General features: G+C 42.5%; 13 protein-coding genes and 1 pseudogene. All 14 read right to left on the reverse strand.

Features of this window, described 5'->3' with window-relative positions:
• Positions 1-5 precede the first annotated feature (5 nt).
• Positions 6-1,130 (reverse strand): DUF4097 family beta strand repeat-containing protein, encoded by a 1,125-nt coding sequence (locus BCAMP_RS05635; protein WP_035314359.1) that lies wholly within the window; start codon positions 1,128-1,130, stop codon positions 6-8.
• A 166-nt stretch (positions 1,131-1,296) separates the two neighbouring features.
• Positions 1,297-4,161, reverse strand: coding sequence for an excinuclease ABC subunit UvrA (uvrA, locus tag BCAMP_RS05640; protein ID WP_035314361.1), 2,865 nt, complete (start codon positions 4,159-4,161; stop codon positions 1,297-1,299).
• Positions 4,162-4,175: 14 nt separating this feature from the next.
• Positions 4,176-6,135, reverse strand: a pseudogene (uvrB, locus tag BCAMP_RS05645) (excinuclease ABC subunit UvrB).
• Positions 6,136-6,634: 499 nt separating this feature from the next.
• Complete coding sequence (locus tag BCAMP_RS05650; protein WP_035314363.1) at positions 6,635-6,886, reverse strand: DUF2198 family protein; 252 nt, start codon at positions 6,884-6,886, stop codon at positions 6,635-6,637.
• A 1-nt stretch (position 6,887) separates the two neighbouring features.
• Positions 6,888-7,526 (reverse strand): HD domain-containing protein, encoded by a 639-nt coding sequence (locus BCAMP_RS05655; protein WP_035314364.1) that lies wholly within the window; start codon positions 7,524-7,526, stop codon positions 6,888-6,890.
• A 79-nt stretch (positions 7,527-7,605) separates the two neighbouring features.
• Positions 7,606-9,708, reverse strand: coding sequence for a heavy metal translocating P-type ATPase (locus BCAMP_RS05660; RefSeq protein ID WP_035314366.1), 2,103 nt, complete (start codon positions 9,706-9,708; stop codon positions 7,606-7,608).
• Positions 9,709-9,930: 222 nt separating this feature from the next.
• A complete protein-coding gene (gene phoU, locus BCAMP_RS05665; RefSeq protein ID WP_035314367.1) occupies positions 9,931-10,599 on the reverse strand; it encodes a phosphate signaling complex protein PhoU in 669 nt (222 codons plus the stop codon).
• Positions 10,600-10,612: 13 nt separating this feature from the next.
• Positions 10,613-11,365, reverse strand: coding sequence for a phosphate ABC transporter ATP-binding protein PstB (gene pstB / locus BCAMP_RS05670; protein ID WP_035314368.1), 753 nt, complete (start codon positions 11,363-11,365; stop codon positions 10,613-10,615).
• An 11-nt stretch (positions 11,366-11,376) separates the two neighbouring features.
• A complete protein-coding gene (gene pstB / locus BCAMP_RS05675; RefSeq protein WP_035314369.1) occupies positions 11,377-12,135 on the reverse strand; it encodes a phosphate ABC transporter ATP-binding protein PstB in 759 nt (252 codons plus the stop codon).
• Positions 12,136-12,148: 13 nt separating this feature from the next.
• Entirely contained in the window at positions 12,149-13,033 is an 885-nt protein-coding gene (gene pstA / locus BCAMP_RS05680) for a phosphate ABC transporter permease PstA (RefSeq protein WP_035314370.1), read from the reverse strand.
• On the reverse strand, positions 13,030-13,914 hold the full coding sequence (gene pstC, locus BCAMP_RS05685; protein ID WP_051456912.1) for a phosphate ABC transporter permease subunit PstC: 885 nt from the start codon (positions 13,912-13,914) through the stop codon (positions 13,030-13,032). Before pstC ends, pstA begins: the two co-directional genes overlap by 4 nt.
• A 143-nt stretch (positions 13,915-14,057) precedes the next feature.
• On the reverse strand, positions 14,058-14,945 hold the full coding sequence (gene pnpS / locus BCAMP_RS12545; RefSeq protein ID WP_084038598.1) for a two-component system histidine kinase PnpS: 888 nt from the start codon (positions 14,943-14,945) through the stop codon (positions 14,058-14,060).
• A gap of 13 nt (positions 14,946-14,958) precedes the next feature.
• Positions 14,959-15,837: a HAMP domain-containing protein gene (locus tag BCAMP_RS12550; protein WP_051456914.1), complete on the reverse strand. Its 879-nt coding sequence runs from the start codon at positions 15,835-15,837 to the stop codon at positions 14,959-14,961.
• Complete coding sequence (locus BCAMP_RS05695; RefSeq protein ID WP_035314371.1) at positions 15,834-16,550, reverse strand: response regulator transcription factor; 717 nt, start codon at positions 16,548-16,550, stop codon at positions 15,834-15,836. Before BCAMP_RS05695 ends, BCAMP_RS12550 begins: the two co-directional genes overlap by 4 nt.
• Between the last annotated feature and the right edge of the window lie 57 nt (positions 16,551-16,607).

Here is a 16,607-nt window from a genome sequence, read left to right on the forward strand (position 1 = left end):
TCTCCTTATGAACGATATTCTTCGATTTGGATATTTCCAGCCGAGCTATCACAGACTAAGGTAACATTCCCTGGTGATAACGGCATTTTCGTAAATAACTTATGTTTCTTCACCTTATCTTTTTCGTCAAGCAATAAATCAAAGTCGGCTAAATTCAATTGAATCTTACCGAAATTAGAACGTAAATCACCATCAATTCCAATTGTATTTGGCAAGCTCACTTTAATCGCACCCGCAGTTGTTTTGATGTTGGCATCTTCCGTACCGTTCCCTTCAAGTCGGGCAGTAATTGAACCGTTTTTTGTTTGCAAGCCGACTTGCTTACATTCGCCAGTATAATTAATTGGACCATTGACCGTGGTCATTTCAAGTTGACGGAGTTGACCATCGTGCAATCGTAATTCACCATTGATTGATTGGATATCAGCATCAGTCGCTTCTAACCCTTCAATGATCACGTTACCATTGGTTGTTTTAGCCAATAAATCATTGCAACGTAAAGTAGCGATATCAATCGTCCCATTCAATGTTTTCAATGAAATTAAGTCATATGTTGTCACCGGCAAGGCGATTTCAACACTGACACGCAAGCCTTTTGATGGTGATTTAAAGGTGAAACTATCGGCATCATAAGCAAGACTCGTTTGTTCAAAGAAATATGTTTCAATATGTTCTTGTTTTAATGGTTGATAGTTTTGCACTTTAACAAATAGATGAAGGTCCTCATCCTTACTTTGACGAACAGTAATATTGCCATTAAAGACATCCAAGGTAATATTTGAGGCAGTCGGATTTTGATACACGAACGCACGTTCCATCCGTGCTGGTTTTAAAAAGGGAACTGCTGCTTCTTTAATTTGTTTGAACGCATCAGTTACAAAGCTCCCCACTTGATCGCCCAAACTTGGCTGTTCAACGGTCTTATCTTGTTGCTGCCATTGTGACGATTGGCTTGTGTTTGTCTCATTGCTGTCGGTTTGTTGCTTCGCAGTCTGGCTGCTGTTCATTTTCTCTTCAGCAGTCGTAACCCCTTCTTTTTTCGCCATATTTTCTAATAAAACCAAGGCTTCTTCCGTTGTAATGACACCCTGCTTTACAAATTCTAAAATGCGTTTACGTTCATTTTCCATCTTTGTCACTCCTCTTCCTTTATTAATCCTATGTGTTGTTACCTTATTTACTATACCTTTATTATGTCGCACAGCCCTGCGTTTGTCATAGGTCTAAAGGTTGATTTTAACCTCGGACTCACTCAAAAAAAGCTCAGTCACATGACTGAGCTCAGATTGTAGACACTTACTTAACTGTTTTCACCTTAGCCTTCGTACGGTCTTTATCACGGTTCATAACCGCTTTCAAGTATTTCCCTGTATAAGAAGCCTTCACCTCACAGATTGTTTCTGGCGTACCTGTCGCGATAATTTGACCGCCACCGGCACCGCCTTCTGGCCCTAAATCAATCACATAATCGCCTTGTTTAATCACATCTAAATTATGCTCAATTACGAGCACTGAATCGCCATTATCAACAAGTCGTTGCATCACTGTTAACAGTCGTTTTATATCATCTGCATGCAAACCGGTTGTCGGTTCATCTAAAATATAGAATGACTTGCCGTTTGAACGTTTATGTAACTCAGATGCCAGTTTAACCCGTTGCGCTTCACCACCTGATAAGGTGGTGGCTGGTTGACCTAGTCGTACATACCCTAAACCGACATCAACGAGCGTCTGTAACTTCCGTTCGATTTTAGGGACGTTTTTGAAGAATTCAACACCCTCTTCTATCGTCATCGATAATATATCACTGATGTTCTTACCGCGATAATGCACATCTAACGTTTCGCTATTATAACGTTTTCCATGGCACACCTCACACGGCACATACACATCCGGCAAGAAATGCATTTCGATTTTCAAAATACCATCGCCGCGACAAGCTTCACAACGACCACCTTTAACATTAAAACTAAAGCGACCTTTTTTATAGCCACGTACCTTCGCCTCGTTTGTCACCGAAAACAAGTCACGGATATCATCAAATACACCGGTGTATGTTGCTGGATTCGATCGCGGTGTTCGACCGATTGGTGACTGGTTAATATCAATCACTTTTTCAATATGTTCGATTCCAGTGATACTCTTATGTTGCCCTGGTTTCACATTGGCCCGATTGACTTGACGTGAAAGCGACTTACGGATAATTTCATTAACAAGCGTACTCTTACCCGAACCTGATACACCGGTTACAACTGTGAATGTATTAAGCGGAATACTCACATTGATATTTTTCAAATTATTCTCCGTCGCCCCTTTGACCGTGAGGAAGTTGCCATTGCCACTGCGACGTGTTGCCGGCACCGGAATAAAGGCTTTGCCACTTAAATATTTCCCGGTCAATGATTTACGACTCTTCATCACTTTTTCAGGTGTACCCGCAGCAACAATTTCACCACCATGTTCACCTGCGCCTGGACCTACATCGATTAAGTAATCGGCTGCTAACATCGTATCTTCGTCATGTTCGACGACAATTAACGTGTTGCCTAAGTCACGCATATCTTTTAAGGTTTGGATGAGGCGATCATTGTCACGCTGATGCAAACCAATCGATGGTTCATCTAAAATATAAAGGACCCCACTCAATTTCGAACCGATTTGTGTCGCTAAGCGAATTCGTTGCGCTTCTCCACCTGACAAGGTACCGGCGGTGCGGCCAAGCGTCAAATATTCCAAGCCGACATTGTCTAAAAAACCTAACCGGTTGCTCACTTCTTTCACGATTGGTTCTGCTATTTGGCTATCTTGTGCGCTCAATGCTAACGTTTTAATCCAGTCAATCGAGTCCGAAATTGCTAATTCACACACTTCACCAATGTGACGATCGGCAATTTTAACTGACCGTGCTTTCTCATTGAGGCGGTAACCCTTACATGCTTTACAAGATTGTTCAGCCATGTAAGTCAGCATCGTGTCACGAACAAAGTCAGAGCTTGTTTCTTTGTAGCGGCGTTCAATATTATTCAAGACGCCTTCAAACGCAATATCAACATCTTTCGTATTACCGAATTCATTCGTATAATGAAAGTGGAACAAGCGGTCACCCGATCCCCACAACAATAGTTTTTTATCATCTTCCGCGAGTTCAGCAAAAGGGACAGTCATATCAATGTTAAAGTCACGACAGGCACTGGCTAACATTTGCGGATAATACTTTGTGCTGATGGGATTCCAAGCTACAATTGCGCCATCACGCAAGTTTTTATTCATGTCTGGTATGACGAGTTCGACATCAGCTTTCAAGGTGCGCCCTAACCCATCACACGTTTCACACGCGCCATAAGGGGCGTTGAATGAAAAGAGACGCGGCTCAAGTTCACCAACATTAAAACCACAGTACGGACAAGCGTAATGTTCACTAAAGAGCAGTTCTTCACCATCAACTACATCGATAACGGCATAACCGTCGGCAAGACGCAAGGCAGCTTCGAGTGAATCCGATAGGCGTGTTTCAATGCCTTCTTTCACAACCACACGATCAACGATAATATCAATCGTATGCTTTTTGTTCTTTTCAATGGTTATTTCTTCAGCGACATCATAAATGATACCGTCGACCCGAACACGGACATAACCTTCTTTTTTAATATCTTGTAGCAATTTTTTATGTTCACCTTTTTTACCGCGCACGAGTGGCGCCAACAAACTAATCCGTGTGCGTTCAGGCAACTGCATAATCCGTTCAACCATTTGACCAATTGTTTGTGCCTTAATTTCAATGTTGTGCGTCGGGCACATTGGATGTCCGACTCGGGCAAATAACAACCGTAAATAATCATTGATTTCTGTCACTGTTCCCACGGTTGAGCGTGGGTTATGATTCGTTGTTTTTTGATCAATCGAAATGGCTGGCGATAAACCTTCAATCATATCGACATCGGGTTTTTCCATCTGCCCTAAAAATTGGCGTGCATAAGAAGACAGCGATTCAACATAGCGACGTTGTCCTTCCGCATATAAGGTATCAAATGCCAGTGATGATTTCCCCGAACCTGATAACCCCGTAATAACGACGAGTTTATCACGCGGAATCACAACATCAATGTTTTTCAGGTTGTTGACACGGGCACCTTTGACCGTAATTTCATTTTGCTTAACCATTCTCTTTTTCCTCCTTATGCATCGCTTTGGCCTAATGCAATAATTTTATCACGCAAGGCGGCAGCTGTTTCAAAGTCTAACATCCGTGCGGCCTCTTTCATCGTTTCTTCTAATTCGGCAACTGAACGTGTCTCTGTCACCGCTTCGCTTTCAGTCACTTCAACGTCAGTATTGCCGGCTGAGACCACGTCGTGAATCACTTTCTTAATTGTGGTTGGTGTAATACCGTGCTTTTCATTGTAAGCCTTCTGAATGATACGACGACGCTCGGTTTCTGCTAATGCTTTTGTCATCGAATCAGTCACACGATCGGCATACATGAGGACGTGTCCATTGGCATTACGAGCCGCTCGACCCATCGTTTGAATCAGTGAACGTTCTGACCGCAAGAACCCTTCTTTATCTGCATCGAGAATCGCAACCAGTGATACTTCTGGAATATCAATGCCCTCTCGTAACAAGTTAATACCGACGAGAACGTCATATTTACCGCGACGCAAGTCTTGGAGTATTTCTAAACGTTCGATTGTTTTAACTTCAGAATGAAGGTATTGTACTTTAATGCCCAGTTCTTTTAAGTAATCGGTTAAATCCTCTGACATTTTCTTCGTTAAGGTGGTAATTAAAACCCGTTCATCCGCTGCAATCCGGGCATTTATTTCGCCGATAAGGTCATCAATTTGCCCTTCAATCGGGCGCACTTCAACTTCGGGATCAAGTAAACCGGTCGGTCGAATAATCTGTTCAATCACATCGGGATTTTGTTCAAGTTCATACGGGCCGGGTGTCGCTGAAATGTATGTGATTTGATTGACATGTTCCTCAAACTCAGCTAGTTTTAACGGCCGATTATCTAAGGTTGACGGCAGTCTAAAGCCATAATCAACGAGCATCTGTTTTCGGGCCTGATCACCATTATACATCCCTCGAATTTGTGGCATCGTCACGTGCGATTCATCGATGATAATTTGAAAATCATCGGGGAAGTAATCGAGTAACGTATGTGGGGTTGAGCCCGGTGCGCGCAGCTCAATTTGACGCGAGTAGTTTTCCACTCCCGAACAATAACCAACTTCTTCAAGCATTTCTAAATCGTAGTTAGTCCGCTGTTCCAGACGCTGCGCCTCGAGGAGCTTCCCATTTGCTTTAAAATAGGCCAATTGTTCAGCTAATTCAGTGCGAATGTTTTGTAAGGCAAGCTCCATTTTTTCAGGCGCTGTCACAAAGTGAGTCGCTGGAAATATCGTCATATGTTCACGTTCGCCAATAATTTCACCGGTGAGGGCATCAATTTCACGTAACCGTTCAATCTCATCTCCAAAAAATTCAATCCGATAACAGCGTTCACTGCGTGATGCCGGGAAAATTTCAACGACATCGCCACGGACACGAAAACGTCCCCGTTGAAAATCAATGTCATTGCGTTCAAACTGAATGTCGACTAGTTTTCGCAACAGCGTATTACGCTCGAGTTCCATTCCAACCCGCAATGAAATAAGCCGATCAAAATATGATTTTGGATCGCCTAAACCGTAAATACAGGACACACTTGCTATCACAATTGTATCCGATCGTTCCAGCAATGAGGCGGTCGCTGAATGTCGCAATTGATCTATTTCATCGTTGACGCTCGAGTCCTTTTCAATGTATAGATCTTTCGATGGTACATATGCCTCTGGTTGAAAAAAAATCATAGTAACTGACAAAGTATTCGACCGCATTATCGGGGAAGAATTCTTTGAACTCACTGTATAACTGACCAGCTAATGTTTTATTATGAGCAATTACAAGCGTCGGCTTATTGATTTCACGAATCACATTTGATACCGTGAACGTTTTACCGGTTCCGGTCGCACCAAGCAAGGTTTGTTGTTTGACGCCTTGTTTAAGGTTAGCGACTAATTTTTCAATCGCGCGTGGCTGATCGCCCGCGGGTTGATACGGTGATACTAGTTTAAATGCTTCATTAGCCATTTTTAACGCCCCTTTTTTTACATATTCATAGTGTTATTTTAGCAGAAACGACCAAAAAAAAGCGAAAATACGTTCGCCTTCACAAAAAAAAGCCCCATAACAAATGTTATGGGGCTCCAGCTTGTAGACAAAGTCGAATTAAACTGATTTTACTTTGAAAGTTAGTTCAAGTGACTTTGGCTTCAAGATGACTTGACTGAAAAGAAACGTTGTTATATCCTCTCGTTTAATCAGCTAACTTCTATGATATTTCATGGAAAAGTAGCGACGGGAAATAGTCGCTATTCTATTCCATTCCAATATCTTCAAAGTTGAACGAGCTGATTTCACTTTCGTTCTAGTAGGCACGACGAGCGAGTGACGGTGCGCGTACTGATGGTACGTAATCCCGAGCGAGCAAGTCGTAACGACCTAGAACAACGTTTATCTTCAGTTTGTAGACTAAGACGAATTGAACTTCCTTTTTTCTAGCTCCTCACAAGGCACGGCTTTACGCTGGTCAGCACTGCTCATCGTGTTCTGCTTTTGCTCTTTTATGCTTGATTAAATTGACAACGACAAGCCCCATCGTAATTGAAAAAGCGTCTAACAGTATTAATAAAAAACCAGTTGTATAGCCTAAAAAGGCACTCGTCATAATCAGTATTACCGTCAAACTAACTGCTACAACACGGCTATAGGTAACTTTTGCCAATAGAAGCACCATCAAAAATGGTAAGATAAGTGCGGATAAAAAAACATCGATACTCATCTTAGCTATTTGCCTTCAATAAGCTTAAGGTTGTCGCAATGAGTTGACTGGCACTTTTCTCATCCTGCGTAAGCACATCTGGCAAGATTTCATCGATGAAATAAGTAACTGATGCTAAATGACGGTATCGCAAAATCGTTTCGAGCGCTTCAGCATAAATGTCATAAAATAGCGGTTCGCTATTGCCTTGTTGGATTTCGGCATATGATTCATAGAGTAAATCAACCTTGTCGGCCACTGCTAACAACTGCCCTTCAAGTGATTCATCCTTGCCTTCTTTAAAGAAGCGTTGAAAGTCAGCTTGAAAACGTTCGGGCACTTCTTTTTCAATAAAGTTCGTCGTCATCGTTTCTTCGACATCACTCAGCATTTCACGGAGTTCCACCGAGGCATATTTCACTGGTGTTTTTATGTCACCGATGAATAACTCGGAGTAATCATGGTTTAATGCTTTTTCATATAACGACCGCCAATTAATCGCTTGTTGGGCTTGTTCTTCAACCAACCCTAGAAATTGGGCAATTTGAGCTACCTTAAAGCTATGTGCTGCCACATTATGTGGTTGATATTTGAATTTGCCTGGACATCGTACAATTAATTCCAAATCTGCTAAACTGCCAAAAAAGTGATGAATACCCATCTGCCCACATCCTTCTGTCGTGTTATTTTTGTTATCATATCACATTTATTCAACATTAGGGTAGTGGTCTGTTACGATTTCAAGCTTCATCCGTAGTGTGTAATGTTTTTTCTTCGGCACCCGGTATCAGCAGTGACAAGCTAAGAAGCGTCACGATTACGGTTGCCCCCATATCTGCTAAAATAGCAAACCATAAGGTCAACCAGCCGGGAATTGTTAACAACAAAGCGATGAGTTTGAGGCTGAGTGCAATCCCGATATTGAAATAAATCACACGCTGAACCTGGTGTGCGATTCCCTGTACAATTGGTAAACGTTTCAAGTGATTTTGCATTAAAACAACGTCAGCCACCTCAATTGCTGCATCGCTCCCTTGTCCCATTGCAATGCCAATATCAGCCGTAGCAAGCGCAGGTGCATCATTAATGCCATCGCCAATCATGGCAACTGTGTGTGTGGTTTTCGCTGTTTTAATATAGCTAACCTTATCTTCCGGTAATAAGTTGGCATGGTAATCGGTTAGCCCTGCTTCTGCCGACATCAATGCCGCACTCTGTTCATTATCGCCTGTTAGCATCGTTAGCCGTTTTACACCATTTTTTTGTAGCGCTGTAATGGTCTCAGACGCCTCTTCTCGTAGCTGATCACGTATACCAAAGATGGCTAAGACCGTCGTTTCATCACCTAAAATAGCAACTGTCATACCGTCAGCTAGCATCGCTTCATACGCTCGTTCACTAGTTGTGCTCCAGTGTTCCGGTGTGAAAAGACGTTTATTTCCCAAGAAATAATGCGTGGTCGCAACTTCTAATCGGAGACCTTTTCCTGCCAGTGTTGTTACTGAACCTGCGGTAATTTCCGTTGTCAGTTCTTGTGAAGCAGCGGTTAAAAGGGCTTTTGCCAATGGGTGTTTCGACTCACCTTCCATTTTGACAACTAAACCATATAGCTTTGCCTTATTAGCATTTTCAGCAATCCAAGTCGCATTAACCTCCAACTCACCCTTCGTCAGAGTTCCAGTTTTATCCATCACAACCTCTTGTATTTTGGCTAGTTGTTCTAAGAATACTCCACTTTTAACAAGGACACCGCTTTTTGCACTACGGGTAATACCTGCCATCAGAGCGATTGGGGACGATAGCACTAGCGCGCATGGGCAACCGATAATTAAAACGGCCAAGCCTTGATAGAGCCAACTCTGCCACTCACCCGTTATTAGACTGGGGATAATAACTACAAGTATCGCTAACACTAAAATAAGTGGGGTGTATATTTTTGCGAATTTATCAATCGCTAACTCAAGAGGTGTTTGTTGACTTTGCGCTTCTGCCACCAAAGCGAAAATTCGAGCAATCGCTGATTCTTCATATCTTTTTGTAACGCGTACGACAAGCGTGCCATCTTGGTTAACTGCACCACCATATACGGGGACACCGGCAGTTTTTTTTACTGGTAAAGCTTCGCCCGTAATCGCTGCTTCGTTCATATGACAATATCCCGTCAACACAACACCATCTGTCGGCATTTTTTCACCGGCTTTAACAATCACCACGTCGTCAATTTTCAAGGACTCAAGCCCAACGACTTGCTCATCACCATCGTTATATAAGGTGGCTGTCTCTGGCGCTAGCTGCAACAGACTGTTCATCGATTGACGTGCACGTCGCATACCGAACCCTTCTAAGTATTCATTGATGCCAAATAAAATCGCCACAAGCGCCCCTTCACGCCATTCGCCAATCGAGAAAGCGCCAATCATCGCGATTGTCATCAACGTATCAATCGTAAAACGCCACACTAGTAGGTTTTTCAAACCTCTAATAAAGGTCGTATAGCCACTAATAGCAGCAGCTGCCACATACAGGCTAAAAACAAATCCACTCAATAGGTGCTGTTGAAAGCTCAATGTCGCAACAAAAATCAGCGCGGCACTTATGAGTACGAGCAGTTCTCGCCGCTGCTGTTGTCGTTGTTTCATCGCATCTGTCTGCGCTGCTAGTTGTGCCCCTTCAGTTGCCAGTATACGCTTCACTGCTGTTAAATCCACCGTATCAGCGATTGTTAAAGTTTGGGCAGCATAATTAATGTTAGCCGTTTCTCCATGGTCTAACCGGCGGATTTCCAGTTCTAATTCACGGGCACAATTGGCACAATCAAGGCCTGTTAGTTGATGTTTTGTCATGTCATTGCCTCCTTTATGTGGTTATATGATTATTCATTCATATATTAACACCCGTGCTTTAAAAAGGCAAACCATCCCCCTTTCTTTACAAAAAAAGACACACCGCTCATTAGCAGTGCACCAAGACGAACTGTGAATTTATTTTAAAAGTCGTTACAACGATATCAATTGGAACTACCCTAATTGTCGATTATTAACCGTCGAAAATACAGGAAAAGCTATTCACTCCTCATCTTCTTCTAACTCAGTCATTTCACCGGTTTTTAAATAGATGACCCATTCACAAATATTCAATAAATAGGCGCCGATTCGTTCATAGCTTTTGATGGCATTAAATAGTTTTGAAATCGGTTTAACATGCTCTGGATAAGGAACTATTTTTGCTAACATTTCCTTTCCGAACTGATGGGAAATATGTTGAATTGTATAAATAGCACTTGCAATTTCACGGGCTTTTTTCGCATCCATATCACGGTAAGCGGCCAACGTCTCTGTTAAAACTTCACTCAATAATTGGGTGATTTTTTCGCTTTTCGCTAAATCCAAATCAAATTCATATTTAGCAGCCGACCGTCCCGCTTTCGCTAACACAACGGCATGGTCGCCCATCCGTTCTAAATCAGCGCTAATTTTAATCATTGTAATCACACGACGTAAATCCAACGTCACGGGTTGTTGTAGCGCAATCACCTCAATCACATGTTGTTCTAATTGCAGTTCTTTAGCATTGATGACCTCGTCCCCTGCAATGACTTCATTCGCTTGTTCGACATCTTTAGTCATCAACGCATGTCCCGCTTTTAAAATGCTCTCATTGACCAACATGCCCATTTCTGAGAGTTGTTGTTGCAAACTCTTCATTTCTTGATCGAGTAATTGACGTCCATTCATAGTATTGCCTCCTTTAGCCAAAGCGGCCTGAAATATAGTCTTGCGTTTCTTTTTCCACCGGGTTTAAAAAGATTGTTTTCGTATCGGCATACTCAACGACGCGACCATTTAAAAAGAAGGCCGTTCGGTCAGAAATGCGCGACGCTTGTTGCATATTATGTGTCACGATTAAAATCGTGTACTTTTCCTTTAACTCAACAATTAAATCTTCAATTTTAGCCGTTGAAATCGGATCGAGCGCTGCTGTCGGCTCATCCATTAAAATGATTTCGGGTTTGACTGCCAATACACGTGCGATACACAAACGTTGTTGTTGCCCGCCTGAAAGACCTAGAGCCGACGTGTGCATTCGATCACTTACTTCTTCCCATAAAGAGGCTTTCATTAAGCTTTCTTGCACAATTTGATCAAGTTCCCATTTGTTAGTCATCCCATGGAGGCGTGGTCCATAGGCAACATTATCATAGATTGAGAACGGAAACGGGTTCGGTTGTTGAAACACCATTCCGACTCGCTGACGTAAATCAACCATATCCGTGCGGGCTGACATGACATCAAGCTCCTTCACTTGAATACTACCCTCTGTGCGTACATTCGGAATCAAGTCATTCATACGGTTTAATGTCCGTAAAAATGTCGATTTTCCACAGCCTGACGGTCCAATTAACGAAATCACTTGTTTTTGTGGAAACTGTAACGAGACGTTATATAGCGCTTGTTTCTTACCATAAAAAAGATTGAGTTTCGTTGTTTCAATAATAGCCATCACTGTTCCTCCTATCCGAAATTACCTGAGACATATGCCTGTGTTTTTTCATGTGTTGGATTTGTAAATATTTTAGCGGTATCATCATATTCAACCACTTCACCCAAGTAAAAGAAGGCTGTTTTATCTGAAATCCGCGCCGCTTGTTGCATGTTATGGGTAACGATAATAATCGTATAAAATTCTTTCAACGCTGTAATTAACGTTTCAATCTTTGAGGTTGAAATTGGATCCAGCGCTGAAGCCGGCTCATCGAGTAATAGGATATCAGGTTCTGTTGCAACCGTGCGCGCAATGCACAGCCGTTGCTGTTGTCCACCTGATAAACTAAGGGCGCTCTTAGTTAAGATGTCCTTTACTTCTTCCCATAAAGCGGCTGCCCGCAAACTTTTTTCAACTCGCTCAGCCAACACGCGTTTGTCAGTAATCCCATGACGTTTCAACGCAAAGGTAATGTTTTTATAAATCGATTTGGTAAACGGATTTGGTTTTTGAAAAACCATCCCGATATTTTTACGTAGTTCATATAAATCTTCTGAAGGTGTGTTAATATCACGTCCATGATATAAAATCGGCCCTTCTGTGCGACAGCCTTCAATCTCATCATTCATTCGATTGAGCGAACGTAAGTACGTTGATTTCCCACAGCCTGAGGGTCCAATTAAGGCAATCACTTGGTTTTTAGGAAAGCCTAAACTGACCTCTTTAATCGCTTGTTTTTGACCATAAAACACATTCAATTTAGTTGTTTCAATCGCAAAGTTTGTCATATACTAAGCTCCTTTATGAAGATGTCATCCATCGGTAAACGTATTTCCCAACAATTCGTGCTATTAAATTAAACAAGAGGATTCCGATAATTAAAATTGCTGCCGTACCACTTGATATTGCCGCGGCATCTGGCACAACCCCTTCACTATTAACCTTCCAAATATGAACGGCTAACGTTTCAGCCGGTCGCATAATATTCCATGGAGATTCTTGACTGAAGATATTAAAGTTAGCGAAGTTTAGCGATGGCGCATTCTGACCTGCCGTATAAATCAAGGCGGCTGCTTCACCAAACACACGACCAGCTGATAAAATAACACCAGTGATAATACCCGGTAACGCTGTTGGTACGATAACGAAGCACACCGTTTCCCAACGCGTTAAACCAAGTGCCAAGCCCGCCTCTCGTTGACTAGCCGAGACTGATTTGAGTGATTCTTCCATTACCCTTACTAAAATCGGAAGGTTAAAGAGCGTCAGCGCCAAAGCGCCTGATAAAATCGAGAAACTCCAACCGAAGTAAATCACAAACACGAGAAAGCCAAAGAGACCGACAACAATTGATGGTAATGACGATAACACCTCGACCATTAAGCGCACACCTTTTGTGATCCAATTGTTTTTGGCATATTCTGCTAAATAAATCGCAGCTCCTAATGCAAGTGGCACACTAATCAGCAAGGTTAAAAACAAGAGATAAAACGAATTGAACAGCTGTGGACCAATCCCGCCGCCTGCACTAAATGATTCTGACGGTTTTGTTAAGAAGTCCCAACTAATATGGGGCACACCTTGAACTAATACATAGCCGATGATACTCGCTAAAATCGCACAAATAATAAGTGCAATACTATAAAATATACCTGTTGCTAATTTATCTTTCAGTTTTGATGTCATTTAATGCTCCCTCGCTTTCCAATCAATCGTACAACAATGATGAAAAAGAGCGACATCAGTAACAGCACAAGCGCCAATGACCATAAGACATTATTCTCAAGCTGACCTGGAATCGTATTCCCCATACTCATCGTTAAGATACTCGTTAAAGTTGACGCGGGCTCTACCAATGAGGTCGGCATAATCGCCGCATTCCCAATCACCATCTGGACTGCGAGCGCTTCACCAAAGGCACGTGCCATCCCGAACACAAGCGCTGTCAACAAACCCGAGCGGGCGCTTTTTAAAACAACGCCACTAATCGTCTGCCATCGTGTCGCTCCTAATGCAAGTGAGGCCTCACGGTAATGACGCGGGACAGCAGTAATCGCATCCACTGCTAAACTCGTTACCGTCGGTAAAATCATTACGGTTAACACAACAGTTCCGGCAGCAATCCCAAAACCGGTGCCCCCAAACCAATGACGCATGACAGGGACGATAATCGTTAAACCGATTAAGCCATACACTACCGATGGAATACCAATCAGCAGTTCAATGACTGGCTGCAATACCCGTTTCCCAAATTTAGGGGATATTTCGACCATGAATATCGCGGCACCAATTGCCAGTGGCGTCGCAATTAACGCCGCCAATAAGGTGACGCCAAACGAGCCAGCAATCATCGGTAGCGCACCAACCAATGGATGACCTCCACCATCCAATTTTGAAGGCTGCCAGTCTTGGCCCGATAAAAACGACCAGATAGATACCTTATTAACAAAGAAGGTCGCTAAACCCTTGGAAGCGACAAAATAAATAATCACGAGGGCCCCAACAGCCATCGTTGCCACACAAATAAAACTGATGAACTTTCCTAGTTGTTCTAAGTTTTTTTTTATTCAATTGTTTGTCATTCATCTTCGTCCCTACTCTCTCATAGCGTATAAAAAAAAGACGCCCTTTTATCTTAACCTCATCATAACCAATGAATATATCTACTTCATTGAGAATGTGTAAAGGTTTTGTAAAGGTCGTCTTATGTTTAATCGATATGTTCACACGGTAGTGTGACGGTAAAGGTCGTTCCTTCATCTTCGATTGAATCAAGTGCAATACGGCCTTGATAGCGTTCAACGAGATGTTTCACGATTGATAACCCGAGTCCCGTTCCACCTGTTTCACGTTCGCGCGCTTTGTGGACTCGATAAAATCGTTCAAAGATTCGTGTCTGGTCTGCTGCCGGAATGCCAATGCCTGTATCCGCTACTTGCAAAGTTATCTCAGTTCCCTTTTTATGAGCGTGAATTGTAACACAACCGTCATTCGGTGTGTATGTTATCGCATTGCTTATAAGGTTGAGCGCGATTTGATGCAACCCGTCAGCTTCACTCGTTAACACTAAGGATTGCGGCAGCTGCAACTCAATCGTCACGTTCTTTTCAACGATTGCTTTACGTAACACCTTCAATACGTTGGTCAATACGTTAACGAGGTCAACTTCGCTGTAATGAGGTTTTATCTGATGTTGCTCGATTTTAGACAATTGTAAAATATCTTCAATTAACCGCGTTAAGCGATTGCTCTCATCACGAATAATTTCGAGAAATTCTTTACGTAAGTCGGCATCAGCCATTGCCCCATCAAGCAGTGTTTCTGCAAAGCCCTTAATCGACGTCACCGGCGTTTTTAATTCATGAGACACGTTCGAGACGAACTCTGATCGTAGTGCCTCTAAATGACGAATGTCAGTAATATCATGGAGCACTAAGATGACACCTGATAAATGCTGATTATCTTCGACGATGGGCACCACGTTTGCATCGACCCGTTTTTCAGCCGAATGACCGTATAAAATGACTTCTGCCTGCTGTTTCTTACCCGTCTTAAAGGCTTCCTTAATCAAATTGCTTAATTGGTAACTTGGCAGCACTTCAAAATAATTGTTATGCAGTAGTTTTTTTTTCGATGAGTTGAAACATCGCTGGATTAGCTAAGGTGATACGCTTCTTTGTATTAACGAGTAATACGCCACTCACGAGATTATCAAGCACTCCCGCTAAACGCAGTTCTTTGACATGAATTTCTGTCACGTTTTTTTGCAGTTTCTCTCCGAGTGTATTGACCGATTTCGCCAACTCACCAATTTCACCACTTGGTAGCAACATTACACGCTGCCCGTAATCTTTCTCGGCTAAGCCTTGGGTAACGGCTGTAATTGTTGTGATTGGCCGCGTAATCCGTCGTACCATCAAAATGATAACCACTGTTGAAGCTAACACCAAGAGACCTCCTACGACAATCAGGCTCAACTGGAGTTGCACAATCGCTTTTTCAATCATCTGTAAACTCACGGCAACTCGGATAATACCGACAAGCTCCCCTTTTTCGATAATCGGAACAGCCGTATAAAGCATCCCGTAGCCAAGACTCTTACTTTGACGTTGATCAGAGGCCGACGCCAAGCGTGAATCGGTTAGCAACGCTTTTATTTCGGGTCGATTGCGGTGATTGGTCATCGTTGCCGCAGGCTCATCGGTATCATTAATTACCTTCCCCTGTGCATCAATCAATGTAATCCGCGAATCGAGCAAGCTGGCATCTTTCACTAACACAGTGGTCAATGCCTTATTCTCCTTCGTCAAATCAGTGCCCGTTTCGGATAAGTTCGCAATCATCAACTGTGCACTTTGTATCATCTGTTGCTCGCGGTTTTCGATGTAATTATGTTTAATAATTGTCGCACTAAAAAAGCCTAATACGACGACAACAACAATCGTTATCGAACAAAAAAACAGGACGAGTTTACGCCATAAGGGTGTCATTGGGCATCATCCATTTTATAGCCAAATCCACGTACCGTCATGATGTAACGCGGTTTCTTCGTATCAGCTTCAATCTTTTCACGTAAATGGCTAATATGGACATCGACAATGCGGGTTTCGCCAGCATAATCGTAGTTCCAAATAACATCGAGTAAATGATGGCGACTAAAGACCTTCCCTTTATTTTCCACTAAGAAACAAAGCAGTTCATATTCCTTTGGTGTTAATGTCAGCTGATTATCATGAAGGTATACAGTATGGCGATCACGATCAATCCGCAAGCCACCAATTTCTAAAAAATCAGCTGTCACTAGACTCTCCGTTTGAGTCATTTTTGGTGCCAATTCAACCCGACGTAAAATCGCCTTAATGCGGGCAATGACTTCGCGCGGACTGAAAGGTTTTGTCATGTAATCATCAGCACCAAGTTCCAACCCGATAATTTTATCGTATTCATCGTCTTTCGCAGTGAGCATTAATATCGGTGTGTAATTTTCTTGCTTTCGAAGTTCTTTGCAGACGTCAATACCATTCATTCCTGGTAACATTAAATCCAATACGACTAAATCAATCTCATTCTCGGCCGCACCCACCAGCGCCAGCGCATCCATACCGTTCGTGGCACTACTAACGCGGTGTCCTTCTTGTTCAATATTGAATGTTAATAGTTTTACAATTGTCGGTTCATCATCGACAACTAATACGTGAGCCACAATGCATCATCCTACTTTCATCTTTAACTGTTATTGTCACTATACCATGTTTCTACT

The organism is Brochothrix campestris FSL F6-1037 (genome assembly GCF_000525915.1).
GTDB lineage: Bacteria > Bacillota > Bacilli > Lactobacillales > Listeriaceae > Brochothrix > Brochothrix campestris.

What these genes read in the sequence shown, in the direction of transcription:
- BCAMP_RS05635 (WP_035314359.1), bottom strand. Translation starts at nt 1,130, where the DNA reads ATGGAAAATGAACGTAAACGCATTTTAGAATTTGTAAAGCAGGGTGTC.
- uvrA (WP_035314361.1), bottom strand. Translation starts at nt 4,161, where the DNA reads ATGGTTAAGCAAAATGAAATTACGGTCAAAGGTGCCCGTGTCAACAAC.
- BCAMP_RS05650 (WP_035314363.1), bottom strand. Translation starts at nt 6,886, where the DNA reads ATGAGTATCGATGTTTTTTTATCCGCACTTATCTTACCATTTTTGATG.
- BCAMP_RS05655 (WP_035314364.1), bottom strand. Translation starts at nt 7,526, where the DNA reads ATGGGTATTCATCACTTTTTTGGCAGTTTAGCAGATTTGGAATTAATT.
- BCAMP_RS05660 (WP_035314366.1), bottom strand. Translation starts at nt 9,708, where the DNA reads ATGACAAAACATCAACTAACAGGCCTTGATTGTGCCAATTGTGCCCGT.
- phoU (WP_035314367.1), bottom strand. Translation starts at nt 10,599, where the DNA reads ATGAATGGACGTCAATTACTCGATCAAGAAATGAAGAGTTTGCAACAA.
- pstB (WP_035314368.1), bottom strand. Translation starts at nt 11,365, where the DNA reads ATGGCTATTATTGAAACAACGAAACTCAATCTTTTTTATGGTAAGAAA.
- pstB (WP_035314369.1), bottom strand. Translation starts at nt 12,135, where the DNA reads ATGACAAACTTTGCGATTGAAACAACTAAATTGAATGTGTTTTATGGT.
- pstA (WP_035314370.1), bottom strand. Translation starts at nt 13,033, where the DNA reads ATGACATCAAAACTGAAAGATAAATTAGCAACAGGTATATTTTATAGT.
- BCAMP_RS12550 (WP_051456914.1), bottom strand. Translation starts at nt 15,837, where the DNA reads ATGACACCCTTATGGCGTAAACTCGTCCTGTTTTTTTGTTCGATAACG.